We start from the raw sequence: 20,210 nt of genomic DNA, 5'->3' as shown, positions 1-20,210 counted from the left end.
TTCTCAAGCTCAAGTAGTTTCAAGTGGCTAAATGATGAAAAAAGAATGGTGATCAGAATTCTCCTACCAAAAAAGACGTAGACCTGAGGATACAAAATGCAATGTATCCGACCAAACCTCCTGCGATAGCCCCATTCTTACCTGAGTTGACCTTTATTGAGGGAATGGTTTGAAATTTTGGTTTTAAAATCAAGCACCCATAAGATCATGCGGAAGCTTTTGTTTTTTATTTTGATTCTTTTCTCTTGCCAAGCAAAGGATGATTTTGATAAAGATTTCATTCAAATTGATTTATCTTCAGCAAAAGAATCAGTCAACAATTTATCGGATTTTTTTAGCTCGATCGAATATGTAATGCTAGAGGATTCAGATGAAAATCCCCTTGTCCAACCATATAAAATTGTCTCTTTTGACAGTCTCATCTTTGTGGAAGACCAGGAGCTAGACAACTTACTGATCTATAACCGGAGCGGCGACTTTCTTTTTGCGCTAAAAAGTTCCGGTAGCGGACCTAATGAGTTTAATCAAATTGAAGATTATCAGGTATCTGAAAACTCCATTATCATCAAGGACAATATCCTTATGAAATTTATTGAATTTGACTTTTCAGGAAATTTTGTCCAAGAGTCTAAGCATCAATTATTGTCAATGAATTTTGCAAAGGGCAACAGTCATGAGATTCATTTTTTTAACAACGTTATTCAGAATGAACCCTACAATTTTCTTACGATCAGTGACTCAGATAGTATTTACTTCTCCCCTATCGAAAAGGGATTCGAAGGTATAGTTTTTGTTCACCAAAGCGGCTTTACACGAAATAGGAAAACCAGCGAGAATTTTCTGAGTTTACCCTTCTCTTATGATGTTTTTAATTTTGGTTCTGAAGGAGAACTTAAAAAGAGAATACGGTTCAATTTGAATAGTCTAGGGCTTTCTGATGAAGAAAGATTACTATTCGAAAATCAAAGTCAGGAACCTTCCCAGAGTGAATTCTCATTGATGATTCGCTCCTTTTATCCAGTCGGGGAAAATTTCTTTTTTAACTATACCTCGAATCTTCAGAATTCATATTTAGGCCTTTTAGATTCTAATTATTCAGTGTCCAAAATCGGAAAAAACCTGATAAATGATTTGGATGGAGTTCCATTGATTTTAGTGCCTTGGAGCTATCATGAGGATGGTCTAATCCTCAAATTACCCAGTCGAAGATTTGCTAGCTGCGTATCGAAGCGTAGCCCAGTTGAGGAAATCAAATCCAACTTAGCCTCATTTGTAAATGCTCATCACGATGAGCTCAATTCAGATCGACATGTACTAGTTTTTTTGAATCGATGAGGTTAGAATAAAAGGTGATTTTTTCGAAAAAGGGTTTATCGCCGCTGTGAGTGCCTGCCTTCGGTAGATAGGTCCCCACTCCCCGCCGCGGTGAGTGCCTGCCTTCGTTAGACAGGTCTCTGCCGCTGTGAGTGTCTCCACTCACAGCAGATTCTTTGACGAAATATACACGTAAGTGAAGACACTCATGTGGGTATTGCTCTTTATTCCAAACCTCTCAAATTCTCGGCAAAAAGATCTCAGCCAACATACAACGAGCCGAACCCCCTCCCAACTTCTCAATCGTTGGTATCTGAGGGCTGATAATGGTCGTATATTTTTCGATCAATTGAATCTGCCCGACATTCAGTGAATCGTAAGCCGCTTGCGACATCACCGTGAATTTTTCTCCTCCATCATTACATACCTCAAGCATATTTCCAGCAAAATGAAACTTCTGCTTGGCTGTAATCGGAATGACTTTTTTCCCGGATTGAGTCAGGCTCTGCTGCACTTTCAGCTTGTCAGAAGCCTTATTGATACTTTCTAAGCAAACCACTGCCAAATCACTTCCAACATGCATCATGACATTGGTGTGATAGATTGGCACTACCTTTCCTCCAGCCTCCTGAACCGCATCAAAGGCTATTACCTTGTATCCTATCAACTTGGAGAGGTAATCCAAAGGTACCGGATGGGTTCGCTCAGAAAGACAGGCATAAATGATTTTTTGATCATGATCCATCACCATACTGCCCGTCCCTTCGAGATACTGCCCATCCTGCTCAAAAAAGCTTAAATCAATAATTTCTTTTACCTGAAATCCTGAATTCATCAGCAGCTCAATCAGGTCCTTGCGACGCTCTAGACGGCGATTAGGCGAAAACATAGGATAGAGAATGATTTTCCCATCAGGATGTGTTGAAAACCAATTATTGGGAAATACAGCATCTGTTTTCACAGGCTTTTCCGTATCCTCGACGACCACCACATTCACTCCCTGATCCCGTAGCAGCGCCACAAATCCATCAAATTCCTTCCGAGCCAATTCTCTAATCTCTTCCGGTGCACGCTCATCCCGCTGCTGGTAAATATTATTCTCCGCCGTATCGGTATTGAAACCAAAATTGGCTGGACGAATCATGACTATAGTTTGGCTGCTTTGCATTTTAACGGGTAGATGGATAACAGTAAAGAACGGGTACGATAGAGAATCGTTTTTCTGAAAGGGTGTAGAAAGTAGCTCCCGATGGACCGAAACCAATGGCTTCACCCTGAGGCTCAGGATTGTAAGGAAGTTCGATTGGATCTCTTTTCAAAACATCCAATAAATCTTCCCCTTCTTCCCGCTCCCAATAAAATATAGACTCGTAATTTTTAATCAGAATCTTGCTGCCATCAGCGGAAATGTCCCCTGCGGTAGACATGGTAAAAGGCAGGTTGAAATGGTCTTTCATCTCAGTTTCTCCAGCCTTCTCAAAAGCATCCTGATCAAAGCTATAAAGAGAATTCTTATCATCCCGCTTGGAGAGTATATAAATCCTGCCATCAAGTGGATCCACCATCATCGTTTCAGCATCCCGTGCACCTTTGGGATAGGTTAGAATCGCTGCTTCCACTGCCACTTTACCGGATTGAATTCGGTTGGGTTCGGGAAAGCGATAAACAATGACCTCGTCATGCTTTGCCAGGTTATCCCCAATTTCACCCACATAGACGTAAGATTGCCCATTAGGCCCTGGACCGACGGCTATCTCTTCCCAGTCACGATTTTCTACTCCCTCCAATTCCAATTTTCCCAATTCATTTCCTAAAGAGTCCAAAAGGTACACTGCTACCTCTCCTCCACTATCAGTATGGACATACATCAAATTGGGGTGTTTTCTGGAAAAGGCCAAACCACTAATTTCTTCCAAAAGCGGATTGGAAATAGTAGCGACCGCCTGACCTTCAGCAAAAGGAAGAGGAGATTTTTCAGACTGCTGCGCAAAAAGGGAAAAAGGCAAACAAGCCAAAACAAGAGTATAAATAATCTTTCGCATATTCAAAAATAGGGATTCATATGGGCAATGTTTTGAAATACTGGTAAATTGATAGGAAAATTCATGGACACACTACTCAAAAAACTGAACTTTAAGGAAGGGATGAAAATCCGGGTTTGGAACTGTCCTTCTGAGCTTTCCAGTCTTCAAGCAGATTGGGAAGCCCAAAATTTGATAGCGAAAGACTCTGAGGAGGTGGATTTCCTGCTAGGCTTTGTATTGGATGAACAAGGGATCATGGATCTTTTTGGCAAAATGAAGCCCCACTTGGAGGGGGATAAAATCCTTTGGATAGCCTACCCAAAGAAAAGCTCCAAGCGCTATCAGGCTTCCATCAACCGGGATAAGGGTTGGAAAACCTTGGGAGAAAACAGTTATGAAGGAGTTCGGCAGATTTCCATCAACGAGGACTGGTCGGCCTTGCGCTGGAGAAATGTGCAGTATATCAAAAAAATGACCCGAAAATTCAGTGCCAAGGATCAGTGAAGAAACACCCTTTGTGACCAAAGTCCCTAAAGGATCTCTGCAAATTCTCCTTTTTAGTTTTGATTTTAAATTAACTCACCCTTGATCAAAAACTTCTTTCAGTGGCAAATCAGGATTTTCGACCAACTCGATGAGCATTGGGAGAGTCCCCGAGTCAGTAAAATGATCAGCAATCTCGTGGTGGCCTTCTTTGTAGGCGGCCTGATCATTGGTTTGCTCAATTACCTAGACATACCAAATCCACTGACTGGTGTATCTGCCTTTTTTGCGATCGAACTCGCATTTACCGTTTTACTGATTTTCGAGATTCTCGGCTTGATCTTTCTGATCCCTCACTCGGTAGCTGATTCCGTAGGAAAGCAATTTGAGATTATTTCTCTGCTGCTGCTTCGGGATGCCTTCAAGGAATTTGGGCACTACCTGGGAGAAATTCACTGGGATGTGGACTTCCTTTGGGAATTGGGACCGATTGTTTCTGATGCTTTTGGAGCTATTCTGATCTTTTTGATCACGGGCCTTTTCTACCGAGCACAGCGACACATTCAGATCACCGGCAACTACGAAGAGCAATCCGGCTTTTCCAAAATCAAGAAATTGATCTCCACTTACTTGGCACTAACTTTCTTGGGTTTGGGTATTTATGATCTTTTTACCGCTTACCAAAATAACCATTTCAATTACAGCCTGGAGCTCTTTTACACCCTTTTGATTTTTGCTGATGTCTTTATTTTGCTTTTTTCCCTGCGCTATACCACCAAATACTTAAACCTTTTCCGGTACAGTTCTTTTGCCTTGGCGACGATCTTCCTTCGACTGACACTATCTGCACCTGCATATTTCAATGTTTTGCTGGCCGTAATTGCCGGTTTGATGGTCTTGGGAGTGACCTTTATCTACAATGGGATGCTTGACAAGCGAAAAGGAAAAATAAAAGAGGATATTTAAGTGACTGAGGGCGAAGTGGAAAGAAAAATTTATAAAATTTAGCTAAGATTTTTTTGAAGGGGTATTTGGAAAAAATGACTTAGCCCTCTACATTTGCATCACGTTATCCGAAAGGGATGACAGAAAACAAAATTCCTCCTTAGCTCATCCCGTCCCGATAGCCATCGGGATTATCGGGAGGTTAGAGCGGAAAACCAAAAAATTCCTCCTTAGCTCAGCTGGTTAGAGCACATGACTGTTAATCATGGGGTCCTTGGTTCGAGCCCAAGAGGGGGAGCTTCAGAAAAGCCTCTAGAGCATATCTAGGGGCTTTTTTCGTTTTCAGGCAAATCAGAAGCTTTGACGTTTTGTGTCAAAAACACGCCAAAACAGAACTGTTTCGACAAGTTGCCTGCAAAAAAACTGCAAATTTTTCTGAGGTGCGAAGCCATAAATCAAACGTTTATGGCAACACTCAAAATCACGCTTGACGAGCGTAGAACAAAGAAAAACGGAACCTACCCAGTAGTTATCCGAATCACACATCAATCAAAAAGCCGGGATATTCCTACCGGATTAACTGCAAATTCCAAGACCTTCTCAAAAGCAACTGGTTCGTTTCGGAAAGATGACGAAGCAAATGCCCTGCTTTTTAGCTTGTTGGAGTGCTATTCTACCCGACTGAAAGAGCTGCGAAAGTCAGGGATTGACCATCTGTCTGCACAGGAGCTCAAGAACAAACTTCTCTCCTTTCAGGCCAGAGACGAAATCACAATCAAGGGTTTTTGGGAGAAGGAAATCGAGCACCTCAGGTCTGTCAATCGGCATGGGAGCGCAGCGATCTACCAGAACACACTTCAGGTTTTTCAGCAACTGACCTCGTTAAAGATTCCGTTTGAAGAGTTCGGTTACAAAGAGCTTTTGGATTTGGAGCGTAAACTTTTTGCTGGAAAACGAAACGTAAACACCGTCGGAGTGTATATGCGCACCTTCCGGGCTATCTGCAATAAGGCCATCCATCAGGATGTGGCTTCCCGAGACTGGTATCCCTTCAAAAACTACAAGATCCGAAAGGCCAAGACCACACCCCGAGTTTTGTCACTTGAGGAAATGAAAGCTTTTTTCCAAATCAAACTACCCAAAACAGATACCCGATATCGGTACTGGTGCATGGGCAAGCTGATGTTTTTGCTACGAGGGATCAATCTCAATGATTTGCTTCTTTTGAAGCCGGAAAACGTACGGGGTGATCGCCTGATCTACCAACGGGGAAAAACCGGAAAATCCTACAGCATACAGATTCTTCCAGAAATCCAATTTCTACTGGATCAGTTCTACTCCAACCACCTACTTCTGGGACAGTTTTCTAAAGTCCAGATGGAAGACCCTATCAAATTCACGCATGTGATGGGTCAGAAGCGAAAACTGATCAACAAAAGACTGAAAGAGCTGGGTAAGGAAATCGGTACGGTGGAGGAAATCACGACGTATGTTTTCCGTTACAGTTACGCCAACATCGCCAAACAACTCGGTTTCTCGAAAGACCTGATCGCTGAGGCACTGGGGCATGAATATGGCAACTCTGTGACTGGGATCTACCTGGAACTCTTCGACCAGGAAACGCTAGATCACATGAATGAGCGGATTTGCAAAAAAGTCCACGAACCCCCATCAAAGACCCCATGATCTTTTGCGCCGTGAATTCTCGTACACTATGTTTGAAATGTTGCTTTAGGAAGTTCTAGAAACCTATGAGTGCCCAAACTACTAGCCGCCATGTACTTTGTGAGCTTACAGCAACATCAGTCGGGAAAACTGACTCGGCGGAGGTGGATGTCCTTGGTCGAGGAAAAAAATTTTCAAATTTATTAACTTTTTCGTTCCTGAGAAACAGATACTTACGAATCTGTTCGTTTAGGTGACCTAAAGAGGTATTGCAGGATTTTTGTCTTTGTGCTTTATTCGCAGAAAAAACCTTTTAGAATATGAAAAAAACACTCTCCGCACTCCTGTTTGCTACAATACTTCTCTATGGATGCAATGAAGATGAAAACCCTAAAAGTGGTGATTTTTATGTTGAAGCATCTATTACTCCCGCTTTGGAGGATCAACGCTGGTTCATTGGAAATGACACCTATGGTAACGTAGTTAATGGAGGCGATTTATTAAAAACAGATCCACTAAGAGTCAACTCCGGCGACAACATTTCCCTAGTCACAGGCATAATTGAAGCCACAGATCAATGCCATACGGTAACACTAGACTTTTATTATTCAGGTAGACGATTTGAGTCAAGAGTTTTTGAAATGGAGGGGTTTCTTGGGGTTAACCTGTTTCAAGGATCAGACTGTAAAGACGGGTACGAAAAACCTTTTAACGTAATTATTCCAGACTAATATGAATCCACTGAGAAATCTCCTTTACTTAGGCTTGTGCCTCGTTATCCTCTTAAATGTATCGTGCACAGATGAATCAACTCCAGAAGGAGGAGAGCTAGTCTTCGAACTCAGCTTTTCCAAAGATGTAGATGATCCTGAAGCATTGGTCTCTATCATTATGTTCAACTTCGAAGGTGGACTTTATAAGATTGACTCAGGCAAATCTCTGAAAACCGACAGCTTCTCTGTTAAAAAAAACCAAAACGTAGTTTTCGGTATTGATGGATCGAACCACTGGGGATGTATACCCACAACACTGAAAGCCATTTACCGTGGAAACGTTATTTACCAAAAAGACTATCAAGTAGGTTTGGACTGTGAAGGGGTTCGATTTGACATTGACGCCATCATAACTGGAAACGTAATTATCCCAGGCTAGTATGAACCTCGTGAAAAAGCAATTTTGTATTTGGTTAATACTGATACTTTTCCTGTCAGTTTCCTGCTCTGAGAATCAGGAACCATTCAACGAAAATTACTTCTTTGAGGCAGAAGTGGAGGGAAACGTGTTTCGACAGGAGTTTTCAGAAAACTTAACTCTAGACGAACTTCCCCTTGTCTTTGAAAGGGACCGCTCGGTTTCAATAGGGCAAATAAACTCCATGATCGACACCAACTGTCTAAGCAGCTGCATTTCTCCATTTTACATCAACATGGTCTTTGATGGCAGAGTTGGCACTCGAGAAGTGGAGGTTTTGGAACAACTCCAAGTTCCTATCGGCAGCTTTACCACTGATTATTGGTATGGGAGCACCAATGTAACCCCTGAACCATCCAAAATAAGTGTGACAATTACAGGAGCTGATGAGTCCAAGCGAGTCATTGCAGGAACCTTTGAAGGAGAAGCTTACAAAAACCAAACACAAACTCCTGTCAAGATCCCTATCAAAGGAACGTTTAAAGCCGGGTATCGAATCCTTTAAGCACCAGCCCTCCCAAAAAGAGGGCTTTTGTAGTTTTAATAAAACAACTAATTTTAGGTATTAGAGCTTTTTCTGTGAATCCGTCGAGGTAACTCTACCAAAACAACAGCATGAATCAAAATCTGCAAAAACTAGCTTCGGGACTAACGAGGATCAAAAAAATATTCAACAAAAAATCAAGCTTCACGGGTAAAACTTGGGTATTAATCGATGAAAGCCAAAGAGGTGTTTTTGAGATTGAGTTTTTCAGGGATGGAAGAATGCTTTATATACTTGGTAGCAATGTTACCTGGGGAAAGTGGGATATTTCGCCAAGTTCCGATCGTTTAATTCTCGACTGGGGAGAAAAATCTTTAATCTACAATGTAAAGTTCGCTGACGATTCAATCATGACAGTACAAAGCCCAGGTAGCGAAGTAGTTGAAGTTTTTGTGAACCGAAAAAAAATACCTGATCTGATTGCAGACTTCTACATTTCAAAACTTTGGAAAAAACACAAACTCCATAGAAATGATATTAAAAGAGAGTTTGGTTCGAAATCTTCATCATCTTTAGACTACAGAGACTATAATTCTTTGTACGATCCAGATCGAAAAAGAAAACAGAAGCCATCAAACAAAACCCGAACTTCAACCTCTTTTGATCATCTCGCAGGTTTTCGAACGAGGAGAGGAGAAGAAAAAACCTCTCAAGAACTGAAGCCTCAATCTGCTCCAATAAAACCGCTTTCAAGAATTAAAACTGGAGTATCACCAGTCATTAACCTGTACAGGGACTTTTTCAATATTATGTTTTCCGAGATTACCGATTCACCATCAAAAAAACACAAACAAAATCAGACAGACACAATTGTACTGGGAATTGTTGGTCTAGTCAGTCTTGGCTTAATCATTTGGAGTTTTTTTTGGTAACATTCCACCCCAGCCCTTTCCCTTTCCACCGAAAACGCTATTTTTAAGCAACCAAACATTTTTTGGAAACCCTAACTGTCCAGGCACTGCGTACAACCTTTTTTCATTCGCAATCTGGGACAGCACCAAAAAGGTTTTCAGAAAACTCAAAACAGCTTATGTCTGAAGATCAAAAACGCCAACTGGAAAGCCAGCTCTGGGGGATTGCCAATCTCCTTCGTGGAAAAATCTCTGCCGATGACTACCGGGATTACATCCTCGGCTTCATATTTTACAAATACCTTTCTGAGAAGCAGCACCTGTATGCCAACACCCTTCTGGAAACGGAGGCGGTAAAAGACTACAAACAGCTCAAAGACCCGAATCTGCTAGAAGCCATCAAGGAAGAATCTCTGGAAACGCTCGGTTACTTCCTTTATCCGCACGAACTCTTCGATGCAATCGCAGCTCGCGGTAATGCAGACACAGAAGCAGAATCAAACTACATCCTCGAAGATCTCAAAGCAATCCTCAACCATATCGAGCAAAGCACGATGGGCACTGCTTCGGAGGAGGACTTTAACGCCTTGTTCGAAGACCTGGATCTCAACTCGACCAAACTCGGGAGAACGGTAGCTGCCCGAAACAGCATCATAGCTCAGATATTAAACTACCTGAATAAAATCGACTTCAAACTGGAAGACATTGAGTCGGATGTATTGGGTGATGCCTACGAATACCTGATCGGTAAGTTCGCAGCGGGTGCGGGAAAAACAGCCGGGGAGTTTTATACCCCGCAGCAGGTCTCCAAGATTCTGGCAAAACTGGTCACCACTGGCAAAACACGCATTCGCTCCGTGTATGATCCCACTTGTGGTTCGGGTTCCCTCCTACTCCGGGTAGCCAAAGAGGTGGAGGTTTCGGAGTTTTTCGGTCAGGAGCTTAACCGAACCACCTACAACCTAGCCCGGATGAATATGATCCTGCATGATGTGCATTATCGAAACTTCGACATCCGGCAGGAAGATACTCTGGAGCATCCGCAACATAGTGAAGAACGTTTTGAAGCCATTGTCGCCAACCCACCCTTCTCTGCACACTGGAAGAGCAATACCAATCCACTTTTTGAAACGGACGAACGCTTCGCACGATACGGAAGACTAGCACCAAAAACCAAGGCAGATTTCGCTTTTCTACAGCACATGCTTTTCCAGCTCAGTGACAACGGGATCATGGCTTCTGTTTTCCCACATGGGGTGCTATTCCGAGGAGCTGCCGAGGGAGCCATCCGGGAATATCTGATCAAGGAGATGAACGCAATCGATGCGGTAATTGGACTTCCTGCCAATATCTTCTACGGCACCTCCATCCCGACCTGCATTCTGGTCCTGAAAAAGTGTCGGGAGCAGGACGACAACGTGGTCTTTATCGACGCCAGTGGAGACGACCACTTTATTAAGGTGGGCAATCAAAACGAACTCAGGGACGAGGATGTAGAACTAATCGTCAACACCTATCGCAATAGGGAGACCATCGAGAAATACAGCTATGTGGCGACCCTGGCTGAAATCGCTGAAAACGACTACAACCTGAATATCCCCCGCTATGTGGACACTTTCGAGGAGGAGGAACCAGTTGATCTGGAGGCTGTGGCCGAGGATCTCAGAAACTTAGACTCCGAACTGAAGTCCAACGAAGTATCACTGATCGGCTTCTGCAAGCAACTTGGAATCTCAACCCCTTTCTAAAATGAGTGAGAAAAGAAATGTACCGCAGTTGAGGTTCCCTGGGTTTACTAATAGTTGGGAATACTCCAAAGCAGGAGATCTTTTTAGCGTTTCTGCAGGTGGGGACATCCCTAAAGAGAATGTTAGCCAAGAGCAAACGGATGAATTTCCGTATCCCATTTTTGCAAATGCGGCAGAAGGAAAAGGGCTTTATGGTTACTCTGACGTTTTTAAAATAGAACCGCCTGCTATTACCATTGCAGGAAGAGGTGTGAATGTTGGTATTTCCCATGTTAGAACTTCTCGTTTCTATCCAATTGTGAGACTTCTTGTCCTTAAGCCAAAAAAGGAAGGAGTTGCTGATTTGAAGTTTTTTGAAAGGGTTTTTAACAACCTGAATATTTTCATCGAAAGTACGGGCGTTCCTCAACTAACTGCACCTCAAATATCCTCTTATGGGTTAGCTTTCCCCTCCCTCCCCGAACAGCAGAAGATCGCCGAGTTTCTGACAGCCGTGGACCATCGGATCGAGCTACTTCAGGCCAAGAAGGAAAAGCTGGAAGCCTACAAAAAGGGCGTGATGCAAAAGATTTTCCCTTCGACAGGCTCAGGGCAGGCTCCACAGCTCCGCTTCAAAGCCGACGACGGATCTGAGTTCCCGGACTGGGAGGAGAGGAAGTTGGGGGAGGTTCTTGATTATGAGCAACCTACTAAATATCTGGTTTCCTCAACGGAGTACAACGACTCTTACCCAACTCCAGTACTTACAGCTGGAAAAACCTTTTTGCTTGGATACACAGATGAAACAACGGGAATTTTTACTGAAAACCTTCCAACGATAATCTTTGACGACTTCACCACAGCATTTCAGTACGTAGACTTTCCCTTCAAGGCAAAGTCATCTGCAATGAAAATGCTCGTCCCACGAGAACCATCAGTCATCATGAAGTACGTTTACGAAGCTATGCTACAAATCAAATTTGTTCCCGGAGACCACAAGCGACATTGGATATCCGAATTCCAAGAGTTTGAGATTCCGTACCCAAGTGAAGCTGAGCAGAAAAAAATCGTCCAGTTTCTGACAAGCATGGACTCTACGATCAATAACCTAAATCAACAGATAACCCAAACGCAGACCTGGAAAAAGGGGCTGCTGCAAAAGATGTTTGTGTGAAAATGAAGGTAACTACAATAAAAGACGAAAACGAATTTGAAAGAATGATCTTAACAGATCCTGATTTCAAGGGGCAAGTTGGTTCTGAAACCACTCAGGTCGTTTTTGACTTCGAGTTGGTTTTGGATAAATCCTTGAGTTCTGGTACTGTACCAATCAGATACAGGTATTTTAACTGCGTTTTTAAAAAAAATCTAACACTTAGCACATCTGCAAGCTCCATTAAGTTTGAACGTTGTAAATTCGAGGGCGAGTTTCTCTGTGAAAACACTTCCTATAAGGTAAAAGTACGGCTATTAAACTGTGATTTTTTGGGCAAGACTAATTTCAAAAACTCGAAATTCCATGACCTCGCTGACTTCTGGAGAAGTACCTTCAACCAGGAAGTCATATTCTACAAAACAGACTTTTTGGGGACGGTCGTTTTCTCGGCAACAACATTTGAAAAAAACGTACTCTTTACTTACACCCTAATCGAAAAATTGATCCTTTTCCGGGGAACAGTGATCAAACAAGGGATCGATCTCTCGACATCAATCATCAGTGGATCGGTAGGAACTTTCGGGTTATCACTTTGGGACTTCAAAGCAAAAAAAGGAAGACTTACCGATCAGGAATTTGAAACTGCTGTTTCTAAGTCAGGTGAAATCCCTATCAAGAACAAGCGGGAAACCTTCCGAATTCTCAAACAAGCCAACATCCAGCAAAACAACGTAATCGAGTCTATCCCATATCAAGCACTTGAGAAAAAAACACTTTTGACTGAATTGCTGGACTCACTCCAAAAACCAGAAAACTTCAAGGAATGGTGGAGGAGTTTCTGGGATCTGATTGTCCTAGGTTTGAACTGGATGTCCAACAGTTTTGGTAAAGCACCAATGCAAGGTGTGATTTTCACACTGTGTTGTGGTATCCTTTTCTTTTACCTCAACATCACACAGACGAACAAGTACGAAATGGCTCTTCACTTAAGCTGGGATGTTTTTGTTGACGAGATTCCTAACTACTTAAAGTTTATACTTCCCACACATGGACTAGATTATCTCGGTTCAGAGTTTTACGAGAAATACTCCGTCTCTAACTGGTATTACGTGTGGGATATCGTGGGACGAATCTTCGTCGGTTTCGGAATCTACCAGACGATCCAGGCTTTCAGGAAGTTTCGGTAAAGCAACCCCCACTGTTTATTAACCGCATAACCAAACTTTTTTGGTTTAAATCTTCATCGACAAGAACCCATTCACAGAAACTTTGAAACTACCTTGGCGTTGACTATCTTAACAAAACCAACAAAAAGCGAACATTTCTAACGCCATGTCTACTGTAGAACTGAAATCACGCCTGATCAAACTCGTGGAGGAAATGCAAAATGAGGAGCTATTGGAGCTGCTCGTAGACTTTCTCTCCAAGCAAAACCAAACAGCTGGAGCGATGTGGGATGATCTCAGTGATGCACAAAAACAAGAAGTGATGAATAGCTATGAGGAGTCTGAAAGACAGGGAAATCTCGTAGAAAAAGAAAAACTTTTCCGCTTTCTGAAGTGAAAGTCGTCATCACCCAAACCGCACTTAAGCGATTCCACACCATCGTGGATTTTTTAGTGGAAGAATGGGGAGAATCAGTTGCCCGACAGTTTGAAAAACGCACCGCCAGTTTCTTGGAGCTTTTGGAGGACTTTCCGGAAATCGGTACAGTGGTCAATAAGACCAAGAAGATCCGTGGATTTCAACTCACCAAACAGACCCGAATCTACTACCGGATCAAAGGCGAGCAGATTTTAGTCCTTACCTTTTTTGATGTTCGGCAGGACCCTGATCGTATTGGCTTCTAAATTTTGTGATTTCGTTTATGAAATTTGTAGCAGAACGGGGAAATTAGCATCTTAGTCCAAACCAAACCAGACAGACTTCAATAAGCTAGATGCTTAGTCCGCTTTTTTAATTTTTACATGACCACACAACCGGAACAGACCTTAGAGAATAATCTTGTAGCACAGCTGGTCAGCTTGGGATACAAGAAAGTAGAAATCAAGGACGAGAAAGACTTACTTGCCAATCTGAAGCTTCAGCTGGAAAAACACAACAAAGTCAAGCTAAATGATCGGGAGTTTACCCAAATCCTGAATGCAATCAACAAAGGGAATGTCTTTGAGCGTGCTAAGATTCTACGGGATCGGGTTCCTTACCAGGATGATTCCGGCGAATTCCGAACAGTCGAGTTGATCAATCAGATCCACTGGTGTCAGAATCAGTTTCAAGTCACACAGCAGGTCACTATTGAAGGGAAATACCGAAACCGATACGATGTCACCATTCTGATAAACGGTTTGCCACTGGTACAAATTGAGCTGAAACGAAGAGGCTTAGAGCTCAAAGAAGCTTTCAAACAGACCCTTCGATACGGGGTGCATTCCTTCGGAGCAGGTCAGGGACTCTTTCAGTTTATCCAATTCTTCGTCATCAGCAACGGAGTCAATACGAAGTATTACGCCAACTGCAATATCAAGGATCGCGACTTCAAACAGACTTTTTACTGGACTGATACGAATAATAAGCTGATCACACAGTTAGTCGCTTTTACTGATATTTTCCTGGAGCCATGCCACCTGTCCAAAATGGTCACCAAGTACGTGGTGCTCAATGAGTCCAACAAGAGCCTGATGGTGCTTCGCCCCTATCAGTACTATGCCACAGAAGCCATTGTCAACCGGGTAAAAACGACCACCAAATTCGGCTACATCTGGCACACGACGGGTTCGGGCAAGACACTGACTTCATTTAAAACAGCTCAGATACTCACCAATCTTCCCGAAGTGTACAAGGTGGTTTTCGTGGTGGATCGAAAAGATCTGGACACCCAAACTATCAACGAATTCAACGCCTTCAGTAAAGGAAGCATCGACGGTACCAACGATACCAAAACCCTTGTAAAGCAGCTGGCTGGTGACAACAAACTTATAGTTACAACCATTCAAAAACTTAATACTGCCATATCCACGGCTCGGCACTTGGAAAAAATCAAACACCTGCAAGAGAAACGGATCGTTTTCATTTTCGACGAATGCCACCGAAGCCAGTTTGGAAAGACACACGAAGAGATCAAAAACTTTTTCGATGTTTCCCAGATGTTCGGGTTTACTGGGACACCGATTTTCGAGGAAAACGCAGGTTCCAACGCTTATGGAAAGCGAACGACCAAAATGCTTTTCGGAGACTGTCTTCACAAGTATGTGATTACCGATGCGATCCGTGATGACAATGTATTGAAGTTCTCGGTGGAGTACATCAGCACCTTTAAGAAAAAGGAACACATCTTTGACATCAACGTGGAGGATATCGATGAGGAAGAAGTGATGAATGCTCCCCAACGATTGGAGAATATCGTGGACTACATTCTCGAAAACCACAATCGAAAGACTCATAGCCGGGAGTTTACTTCGATTTTCTGTGTACCTAGTGTTCCTGTTCTCATAGAGTATTATCAGATCTTTCACAGGAAAAGACGGGAAGGCGAACAAAACCTCCGAATTGCAACCATTTTTTCATACGGTTCAAATGTGGATCTATTGGGAGACGGAGGTTTTGAAGATGACTGGGAGGAAAGTGAATTTGGGATTGCAGCGGACAAAGATCGTGAGGAGTACCAGAGTCTGGGTAGAAAGCACCCCAGGGAATATCTCGATGACTTTATCGGTCACTACAATACCGAATTCGGAACGAACTACTCGACAAAGGATAGTAAGCTTTTTTACCAGTACTACAAAGACGTAGCAGCTCGGGTAAAGAAGAAGGAAATCGACATCCTGCTGGTGGTGAATATGTTCCTGACAGGATTTGACAGCAAAACCCTTAACACGCTGTACGTGGACAAGAACCTGAAGTATCACGGATTGATTCAGGCCTATTCCCGTACCAACCGGATCAAGGGAGAACTCAAATCCCAGGGAAATATCGTCTGCTTCCGAAACCTAAAAAAAGCCACGGACGATGCAATCACCCTATTTTCCAACATCGCTGCCAAGGACGAAATCATTATGCAGCCCCTGGAGGATTACATCGGGAAGTTCAACGAGGCTTTCATCAAATTACTTCAGATCGCTCCGACGGTCAACAGTGTGAATGATCTGCCCAGTGAGGTGGAGGAAATGGAGTTTATCAAAGCTTTCCGCGAGCTCATGCGTCTGAAAAACGTGATGGCCACCTACACCGAGTTTTCATTCGAGGACCTGTCCATGCCTGAGCAGAGCTTTGAGGATTACAAAAGCAAGTACCTCGATCTGTACGACAAGGCAAAAGGTGACCACCAAAAAGAGAAGGTTTCGATACTCTCCGATGTGGACTTCGAGCTAGAACTGATCCACCGGGACGAGATCAATGTGAGTTATATCCTGAAACTTCTCGCGAAGCTGAAAGACGCACCTGAAGAAGAAAAAGAAAAGCAAGAAAAAGCCATCATCGACCTGATGGTAGGAGAAACCCAACTGCGAAGCAAGCGGGAACTGGTGGAAAAATTCATTCGTGAAAACCTGCCAAAAATCGAGGACTCCGAACAGATACCGGAGGAGTTTGAGAACTTCTGGACTCAGGAACGCATCGAAGCTGTAAAGCGAATGAGCGAGGAAGAAGGTTTGGATGCAGACCAACTCGAAGAGATCATAGCCAAGTACATTTACACCGAAAAAGAACCACTCCGAGACGAAGTGGTTTCGATCATGAAAGAGAAGCCCAGCCTCTCCAAACGAAAGACCACAGCCGAGCGCGTGATCGGCAAAATCGTGGACTTCGTGGAGACTTTTATTAGTGGGATAGCGGCGGCTTAACGGCATCACAGTTCTGAGAAACTCGATCAAAACTGAAGAATTTCTGAGAAGCGTGGCGAGAAATACAAAAACAACGAATCAGTTCTGAGAAACGAGGTAAAACCCTGAAAAACAGCGACAAATTTCTCAGAAACGTGATCATAAGGTGAGAAAATTTTTTCGTTTGAACGTTTGGAAAGTACTTTTTTAGCCACCTACCTTTGGTGAAAACTCAACCAACAAAAATGAAAAAAAGTCTACAACAACCTCTCGATTTTATCAGCAACTGGGACCTTATTGACTCGATATATTCGGATCTTGATACCCGAAAAGTGACTGTTGTGTTACACAATAAGACCAAAGGAGGAAAGCACGTTCGATTTGGTGACGCATTTAACTACCTACCTAACGGGATCATCCATAAATCAGATACTGGTATGGGAGCTACCACATGTGAATGTGTAAGTCTCCGAAATTCCATCATCGTTGAGCCACTTAGAGCAACTGCTTATTTAAAATATAAAGCTCAAGGCGGTGTATTTGTGGGGACACCACCCCCAAGTTCCGGAATCCAACCAGCAACCGAGGAAGAATTAAGGACCTACCTCGAACAACCAGGCTTCAAGAAAATATTTTGTGTGTCTGATAGCCTGCCATTCGTTATGTCACTTATACCAGATGAAAGAAAAAGCGAGTTTTTTCTTTTGATCGACGAAACAGATACCCACCAACTTGATTCATCATTCCGGTTGGCATTACACATAGCAATGGAGATCTACAAAGCCCATCCTGCAAATATGAGGGGTACAGTAACGGCTACTCCATTGAATTTCTCTGACCCGGAATTGCACGCAGAAAGTATCATCGAGGTGATCTACAATTCCCAAAACCCGCAGATCGTAAGAATTCTAAATACTCCCAGTGCAACAAACAGCCTTACAAAACTGATAATCAAACACTTTGAAGACACTCCTCACAACAAACTTGTTGTCGCACTAAACTCCATTGGTGGCATAAAACAACTCATCAGAAGTATCTTAAAGCACCCCTTCAATAAGTTGAAGAACGATGATATCAAGGTACTATGCAGTTCCAAAAGGGCGAAGGATGTGGGGGAACATTATCATGAACTCAGCTCTGATATTCTTCCCGGCAAATTGGTGTTTATAACGGCAGCATATTTTTCAGGCTATGATCTCTCAGAAATCTTCAGACTGGTAGTGGTAATTGATCCTCGTTTTCCAAACCTTGCGTTGTCTGAACATCGATATAAACAAATTGCAGGTCGCGCCAGAAATGGATTGATCGAAGGTCTGATCATCTACCAGCGATTAGAAGAATCTTGGTATGAAGAAAAGTCCATAACTGATTTGCTCGAAATATCGCAATCCCTGATGAACAGTTTTGGTTGCCTGACTTTGAATTTAGATCGAAACCCTCACTTAAAACAGCGCAAACTGAGGACATTAAAGGGTGTAGTTTCGACAAATGAAGTCCACGGAAGAAATATGCTATTCTGGTACGAAAAAGAAGGAGCGTTTAGGATTGCTTACCTTTCTATCGACTCTATTCTTGAGCTCAACAGACTCCAAAAAACGGTTTTCAGAAATATGCACGGTTTAGTCCATGCTCTTAAAAGGCTTGGGTATGAAGTGATAGACAGCTTTGATGATGTCGAATGTTCCGAGGTCCAAAATACCAACAACGAATGGTTCGAAACCTCTCTTCAGAAGATTCGGGATGCGCTCTATTCAAATGTCAACCCTACGACTTCTAGCGTCGCTTCCAAAGGAGAAAACATCTTCGAATCAGAGGTCTTCAAGGTGTTCGGAGAATACAGGTATTATGTCGACCCAGAGTACTTAACACAGTTGATCCTGAAGGCTTGCAACAAAAAAAATGGCTGGAAAACAGGCCTTAAATCGTTGAAGCTTGAACTCTTCTTCGCAACACAATCCCCAGACGGAAACTTCAACCACATCATCAATCAGTGCTTTCCGAAAGGAGGTAGTTACTCCCATACAAGAATCCTGGAGATCTGGGACAAAATCAAAACAACAACGCCTGAAATTGGGATGTTAATGGACGACCCTGTTTTTCTTTTAAACCGGGTTTTTAAAACAGTCCGAAGAAAGAGCGCATTAGATGGTGTGAGGCAATTTTACATAACCACTACGCGGAAAATTGACGAGAGAAAGGTTCTACGTTACAAAGACGAGGTATCCAACCTTAGGTTTTCGGCGCTTGATTATGAACTAGCTTAAGATGTTGCATAGAGGTTGTGTAGCGAAGTATATAAGAAAAAATCTGTGGACCTCGCTGCAAAACGCTCCTTATAACCGTGAAGTACGTGAAAAAGACACCTAATCCACTTCAAAAATCTTTGCTCAAAACAATGGCAAGAGACGTTCTCTGTCGGAACATTTTGAGTGGAACCTCTCCTTTCCCCCATTTACATTATGAAAACAAACTACCTAGTCATTTTCCTATCGAAAAACTGCTCGATCAATGGCGACACTCAAGCTACCTTTGAAAACCAACAAGACGCAGAGGCGTATATGAACCTGCTCCTAACAAAAATCGACTCCTCCATAACCAGGGCATTTTACAGGGATGCAATCCAGCTTCTGGAGGTTGAGTTTTATGTTACGTCCGAAATTTCCGACTCCATTAGCTTTTCGAGCCTTCTTTCTGCATTACCCCTCCTGCAGTTTGATCTTGAAAGAATCAAAGACGTGTTGGACAACATGGTCATAGAATACCTAGACGATCTGCTTTTGGGAGGAAAAAACCTCCCCAAGACATCGTCGCAAGAAGAAAACACTTCAGCCACTCCTGCTTTTCCCCCTTACTGGGGAGTGGAAGCTACAGCCTAATAGAGCATCAAAATCTTAGCGATATTGCTAGATAGGGGTGTACAATGCCCCCACTTTTTCGTAAATTATAGTATACACCACACCACTCAAACTACTTATGAACATCTACTACGCCCTCTTCCTTACTGACAATTTCAACTACGAGAAAACACAGCTACCTGGAGGTTTTATAAGCATCCAACTTGCTGCTGATTATCTAGATCGCCTGATCAATGAGCTAAATAGTGAGGGGTACGATTTTCGAAGATCAAACAGATTTGTCAGCTATGCAAACCTTGCTGAGATAGAGATCAAACAGACCGACCAATGTCATTGGGAAAGAGGAAATCTTCCTGAAGAATTCGCTTCGAACTTCCAAAACGATCTCCAACTGATCAGGAAATTCATTCAGGAAAGCGATGAACGAAACGATCAGTATCTTCAAGAGCTCGAAGATATGGCAATCCAAAACGTCATCACTGTTTAGAAATCTCATTCAGGAAACACTTCCGGAGAATCTGAGAAAAAGAGCCAACCATCTCTCTACCCCGACCAAATTCGTTTCGTTTCCTGTCACAAAAACCGGATAGTCTTACACCAATTAGATAGCTATCGCAGTATTGAGGGTATGTCAACTG

Annotated in this window: 19 protein-coding genes and 1 tRNA gene; 18 read left to right on the top strand and 2 right to left on the bottom strand. The window is 42.8% G+C overall.

Annotated elements, in window-relative coordinates; all coding sequences use genetic code 11:
• Positions 1–207 precede the first annotated feature (207 nt).
• Positions 208–1,335 carry a 6-bladed beta-propeller gene (locus tag G457_RS0115865; RefSeq protein ID WP_026947335.1) on the top strand — a complete coding sequence of 376 codons (1,128 nt, stop codon included), beginning with the start codon at positions 208–210 and terminating at the stop codon, positions 1,333–1,335.
• A gap of 217 nt (positions 1,336–1,552) precedes the next feature.
• Here G457_RS0115865 and ctlX read toward each other — a convergent pair whose 3' ends face one another.
• Both ctlX and G457_RS0115855 read right to left on the bottom strand, forming a co-directional pair.
• Positions 1,553–2,482 (bottom strand): citrulline utilization hydrolase CtlX, encoded by a 930-nt coding sequence (ctlX, locus tag G457_RS0115860; protein ID WP_026947334.1) that lies wholly within the window; start codon positions 2,480–2,482, stop codon positions 1,553–1,555.
• Between the two features lies 1 nt (position 2,483).
• Positions 2,484–3,356: a hypothetical protein gene (locus G457_RS0115855; protein WP_026947333.1), complete on the bottom strand. Its 873-nt coding sequence runs from the start codon at positions 3,354–3,356 to the stop codon at positions 2,484–2,486.
• A gap of 63 nt (positions 3,357–3,419) precedes the next feature.
• On the opposite strand from G457_RS0115855, the gene G457_RS0115850 reads away from it, so the two are divergent.
• The 17 genes from G457_RS0115850 to G457_RS0115770 all read left to right on the top strand — a co-directional run bounded on the left by G457_RS0115850 (position 3,420) and on the right by G457_RS0115770 (position 20,059).
• Positions 3,420–3,842: a hypothetical protein gene (locus G457_RS0115850; RefSeq protein ID WP_026947332.1), complete on the top strand. Its 423-nt coding sequence runs from the start codon at positions 3,420–3,422 to the stop codon at positions 3,840–3,842.
• 81 nt (positions 3,843–3,923) lie between these two features.
• Entirely contained in the window at positions 3,924–4,787 is an 864-nt protein-coding gene (locus G457_RS0115845; protein ID WP_026947331.1) for a hypothetical protein, read from the top strand.
• A 203-nt stretch (positions 4,788–4,990) separates the two neighbouring features.
• Positions 4,991–5,064: transfer RNA gene (locus tag G457_RS0115840), tRNA-Asn, on the top strand.
• A 167-nt stretch (positions 5,065–5,231) separates the two neighbouring features.
• A complete protein-coding gene (locus tag G457_RS0115835; RefSeq protein ID WP_035484129.1) occupies positions 5,232–6,452 on the top strand; it encodes a site-specific integrase in 1,221 nt (406 codons plus the stop codon).
• A 299-nt stretch (positions 6,453–6,751) separates the two neighbouring features.
• Positions 6,752–7,162: a hypothetical protein gene (locus G457_RS0115830; protein ID WP_026947329.1), complete on the top strand. Its 411-nt coding sequence runs from the start codon at positions 6,752–6,754 to the stop codon at positions 7,160–7,162.
• Position 7,163: 1 nt separating this feature from the next.
• Complete coding sequence (locus G457_RS0115825; protein ID WP_026947328.1) at positions 7,164–7,583, top strand: hypothetical protein; 420 nt, start codon at positions 7,164–7,166, stop codon at positions 7,581–7,583.
• A gap of 10 nt (positions 7,584–7,593) precedes the next feature.
• The gene (locus G457_RS0115820; RefSeq protein WP_162142714.1) at positions 7,594–8,127 is read left to right on the top strand and encodes a hypothetical protein; all 534 of its coding nucleotides are present in this window, start codon (positions 7,594–7,596) and stop codon (positions 8,125–8,127) included.
• 110 nt (positions 8,128–8,237) lie between these two features.
• Positions 8,238–9,038 (top strand): hypothetical protein, encoded by an 801-nt coding sequence (locus tag G457_RS0115815; RefSeq protein ID WP_026947326.1) that lies wholly within the window; start codon positions 8,238–8,240, stop codon positions 9,036–9,038.
• A gap of 158 nt (positions 9,039–9,196) precedes the next feature.
• Positions 9,197–10,765 (top strand): type I restriction-modification system subunit M, encoded by a 1,569-nt coding sequence (locus tag G457_RS0115810; protein WP_026947325.1) that lies wholly within the window; start codon positions 9,197–9,199, stop codon positions 10,763–10,765.
• Between the two features lies 1 nt (position 10,766).
• Complete coding sequence (locus tag G457_RS22350) at positions 10,767–11,918, top strand: restriction endonuclease subunit S (protein WP_051260860.1); 1,152 nt, start codon at positions 10,767–10,769, stop codon at positions 11,916–11,918.
• Between the two features lie 2 nt (positions 11,919–11,920).
• Positions 11,921–13,087: a pentapeptide repeat-containing protein gene (locus G457_RS0115800; protein ID WP_026947324.1), complete on the top strand. Its 1,167-nt coding sequence runs from the start codon at positions 11,921–11,923 to the stop codon at positions 13,085–13,087.
• Positions 13,088–13,232: 145 nt separating this feature from the next.
• Positions 13,233–13,463 carry a hypothetical protein gene (locus tag G457_RS0115795; protein WP_026947323.1) on the top strand — a complete coding sequence of 77 codons (231 nt, stop codon included), beginning with the start codon at positions 13,233–13,235 and terminating at the stop codon, positions 13,461–13,463.
• On the top strand, positions 13,460–13,750 hold the full coding sequence (locus tag G457_RS22345; RefSeq protein WP_026947322.1) for a type II toxin-antitoxin system RelE/ParE family toxin: 291 nt from the start codon (positions 13,460–13,462) through the stop codon (positions 13,748–13,750). Before G457_RS0115795 ends, G457_RS22345 begins: the two co-directional genes overlap by 4 nt.
• Positions 13,751–13,867: 117 nt before the next feature.
• Entirely contained in the window at positions 13,868–16,738 is a 2,871-nt protein-coding gene (locus G457_RS0115785; protein ID WP_026947321.1) for a type I restriction endonuclease subunit R, read from the top strand.
• Positions 16,739–16,962: 224 nt separating this feature from the next.
• Positions 16,963–18,981: a hypothetical protein gene (locus G457_RS0115780; RefSeq protein WP_026947320.1), complete on the top strand. Its 2,019-nt coding sequence runs from the start codon at positions 16,963–16,965 to the stop codon at positions 18,979–18,981.
• A 195-nt stretch (positions 18,982–19,176) separates the two neighbouring features.
• Entirely contained in the window at positions 19,177–19,593 is a 417-nt protein-coding gene (locus tag G457_RS0115775) for a hypothetical protein (protein ID WP_026947319.1), read from the top strand.
• Positions 19,594–19,690: 97 nt separating this feature from the next.
• On the top strand, positions 19,691–20,059 hold the full coding sequence (locus G457_RS0115770; RefSeq protein ID WP_026947318.1) for a hypothetical protein: 369 nt from the start codon (positions 19,691–19,693) through the stop codon (positions 20,057–20,059).
• Positions 20,060–20,210: the final 151 nt, after the last annotated feature.

The organism is Algoriphagus marincola DSM 16067, from assembly GCF_000429405.1.
Lineage (GTDB): Bacteria > Bacteroidota > Bacteroidia > Cytophagales > Cyclobacteriaceae > Algoriphagus > Algoriphagus marincola.
This window is presented reverse-complemented; position numbering and strand designations above follow the sequence as displayed.

What these genes read in the sequence shown, in the direction of transcription:
- G457_RS0115855 (WP_026947333.1), bottom strand. Translation starts at nt 3,356, where the DNA reads ATGCGAAAGATTATTTATACTCTTGTTTTGGCTTGTTTGCCTTTTTCC.
- G457_RS0115835 (WP_035484129.1), top strand. Translation starts at nt 5,232, where the DNA reads ATGGCAACACTCAAAATCACGCTTGACGAGCGTAGAACAAAGAAAAAC.
- G457_RS0115780 (WP_026947320.1), top strand. Translation starts at nt 16,963, where the DNA reads ATGAAAAAAAGTCTACAACAACCTCTCGATTTTATCAGCAACTGGGAC.
- G457_RS0115770 (WP_026947318.1), top strand. Translation starts at nt 19,691, where the DNA reads ATGAACATCTACTACGCCCTCTTCCTTACTGACAATTTCAACTACGAG.
- G457_RS0115800 (WP_026947324.1), top strand. Translation starts at nt 11,921, where the DNA reads ATGAAGGTAACTACAATAAAAGACGAAAACGAATTTGAAAGAATGATC.
- G457_RS0115850 (WP_026947332.1), top strand. Translation starts at nt 3,420, where the DNA reads ATGGACACACTACTCAAAAAACTGAACTTTAAGGAAGGGATGAAAATC.
- G457_RS0115865 (WP_026947335.1), top strand. Translation starts at nt 208, where the DNA reads ATGCGGAAGCTTTTGTTTTTTATTTTGATTCTTTTCTCTTGCCAAGCA.
- G457_RS0115775 (WP_026947319.1), top strand. Translation starts at nt 19,177, where the DNA reads ATGAAAACAAACTACCTAGTCATTTTCCTATCGAAAAACTGCTCGATC.
- G457_RS0115795 (WP_026947323.1), top strand. Translation starts at nt 13,233, where the DNA reads ATGTCTACTGTAGAACTGAAATCACGCCTGATCAAACTCGTGGAGGAA.
- ctlX (WP_026947334.1), bottom strand. Translation starts at nt 2,482, where the DNA reads ATGCAAAGCAGCCAAACTATAGTCATGATTCGTCCAGCCAATTTTGGT.
- G457_RS0115810 (WP_026947325.1), top strand. Translation starts at nt 9,197, where the DNA reads ATGTCTGAAGATCAAAAACGCCAACTGGAAAGCCAGCTCTGGGGGATT.
- G457_RS22350 (WP_051260860.1), top strand. Translation starts at nt 10,767, where the DNA reads ATGAGTGAGAAAAGAAATGTACCGCAGTTGAGGTTCCCTGGGTTTACT.
- G457_RS0115785 (WP_026947321.1), top strand. Translation starts at nt 13,868, where the DNA reads ATGACCACACAACCGGAACAGACCTTAGAGAATAATCTTGTAGCACAG.
- G457_RS0115815 (WP_026947326.1), top strand. Translation starts at nt 8,238, where the DNA reads ATGAATCAAAATCTGCAAAAACTAGCTTCGGGACTAACGAGGATCAAA.
- G457_RS0115825 (WP_026947328.1), top strand. Translation starts at nt 7,164, where the DNA reads ATGAATCCACTGAGAAATCTCCTTTACTTAGGCTTGTGCCTCGTTATC.
- G457_RS0115830 (WP_026947329.1), top strand. Translation starts at nt 6,752, where the DNA reads ATGAAAAAAACACTCTCCGCACTCCTGTTTGCTACAATACTTCTCTAT.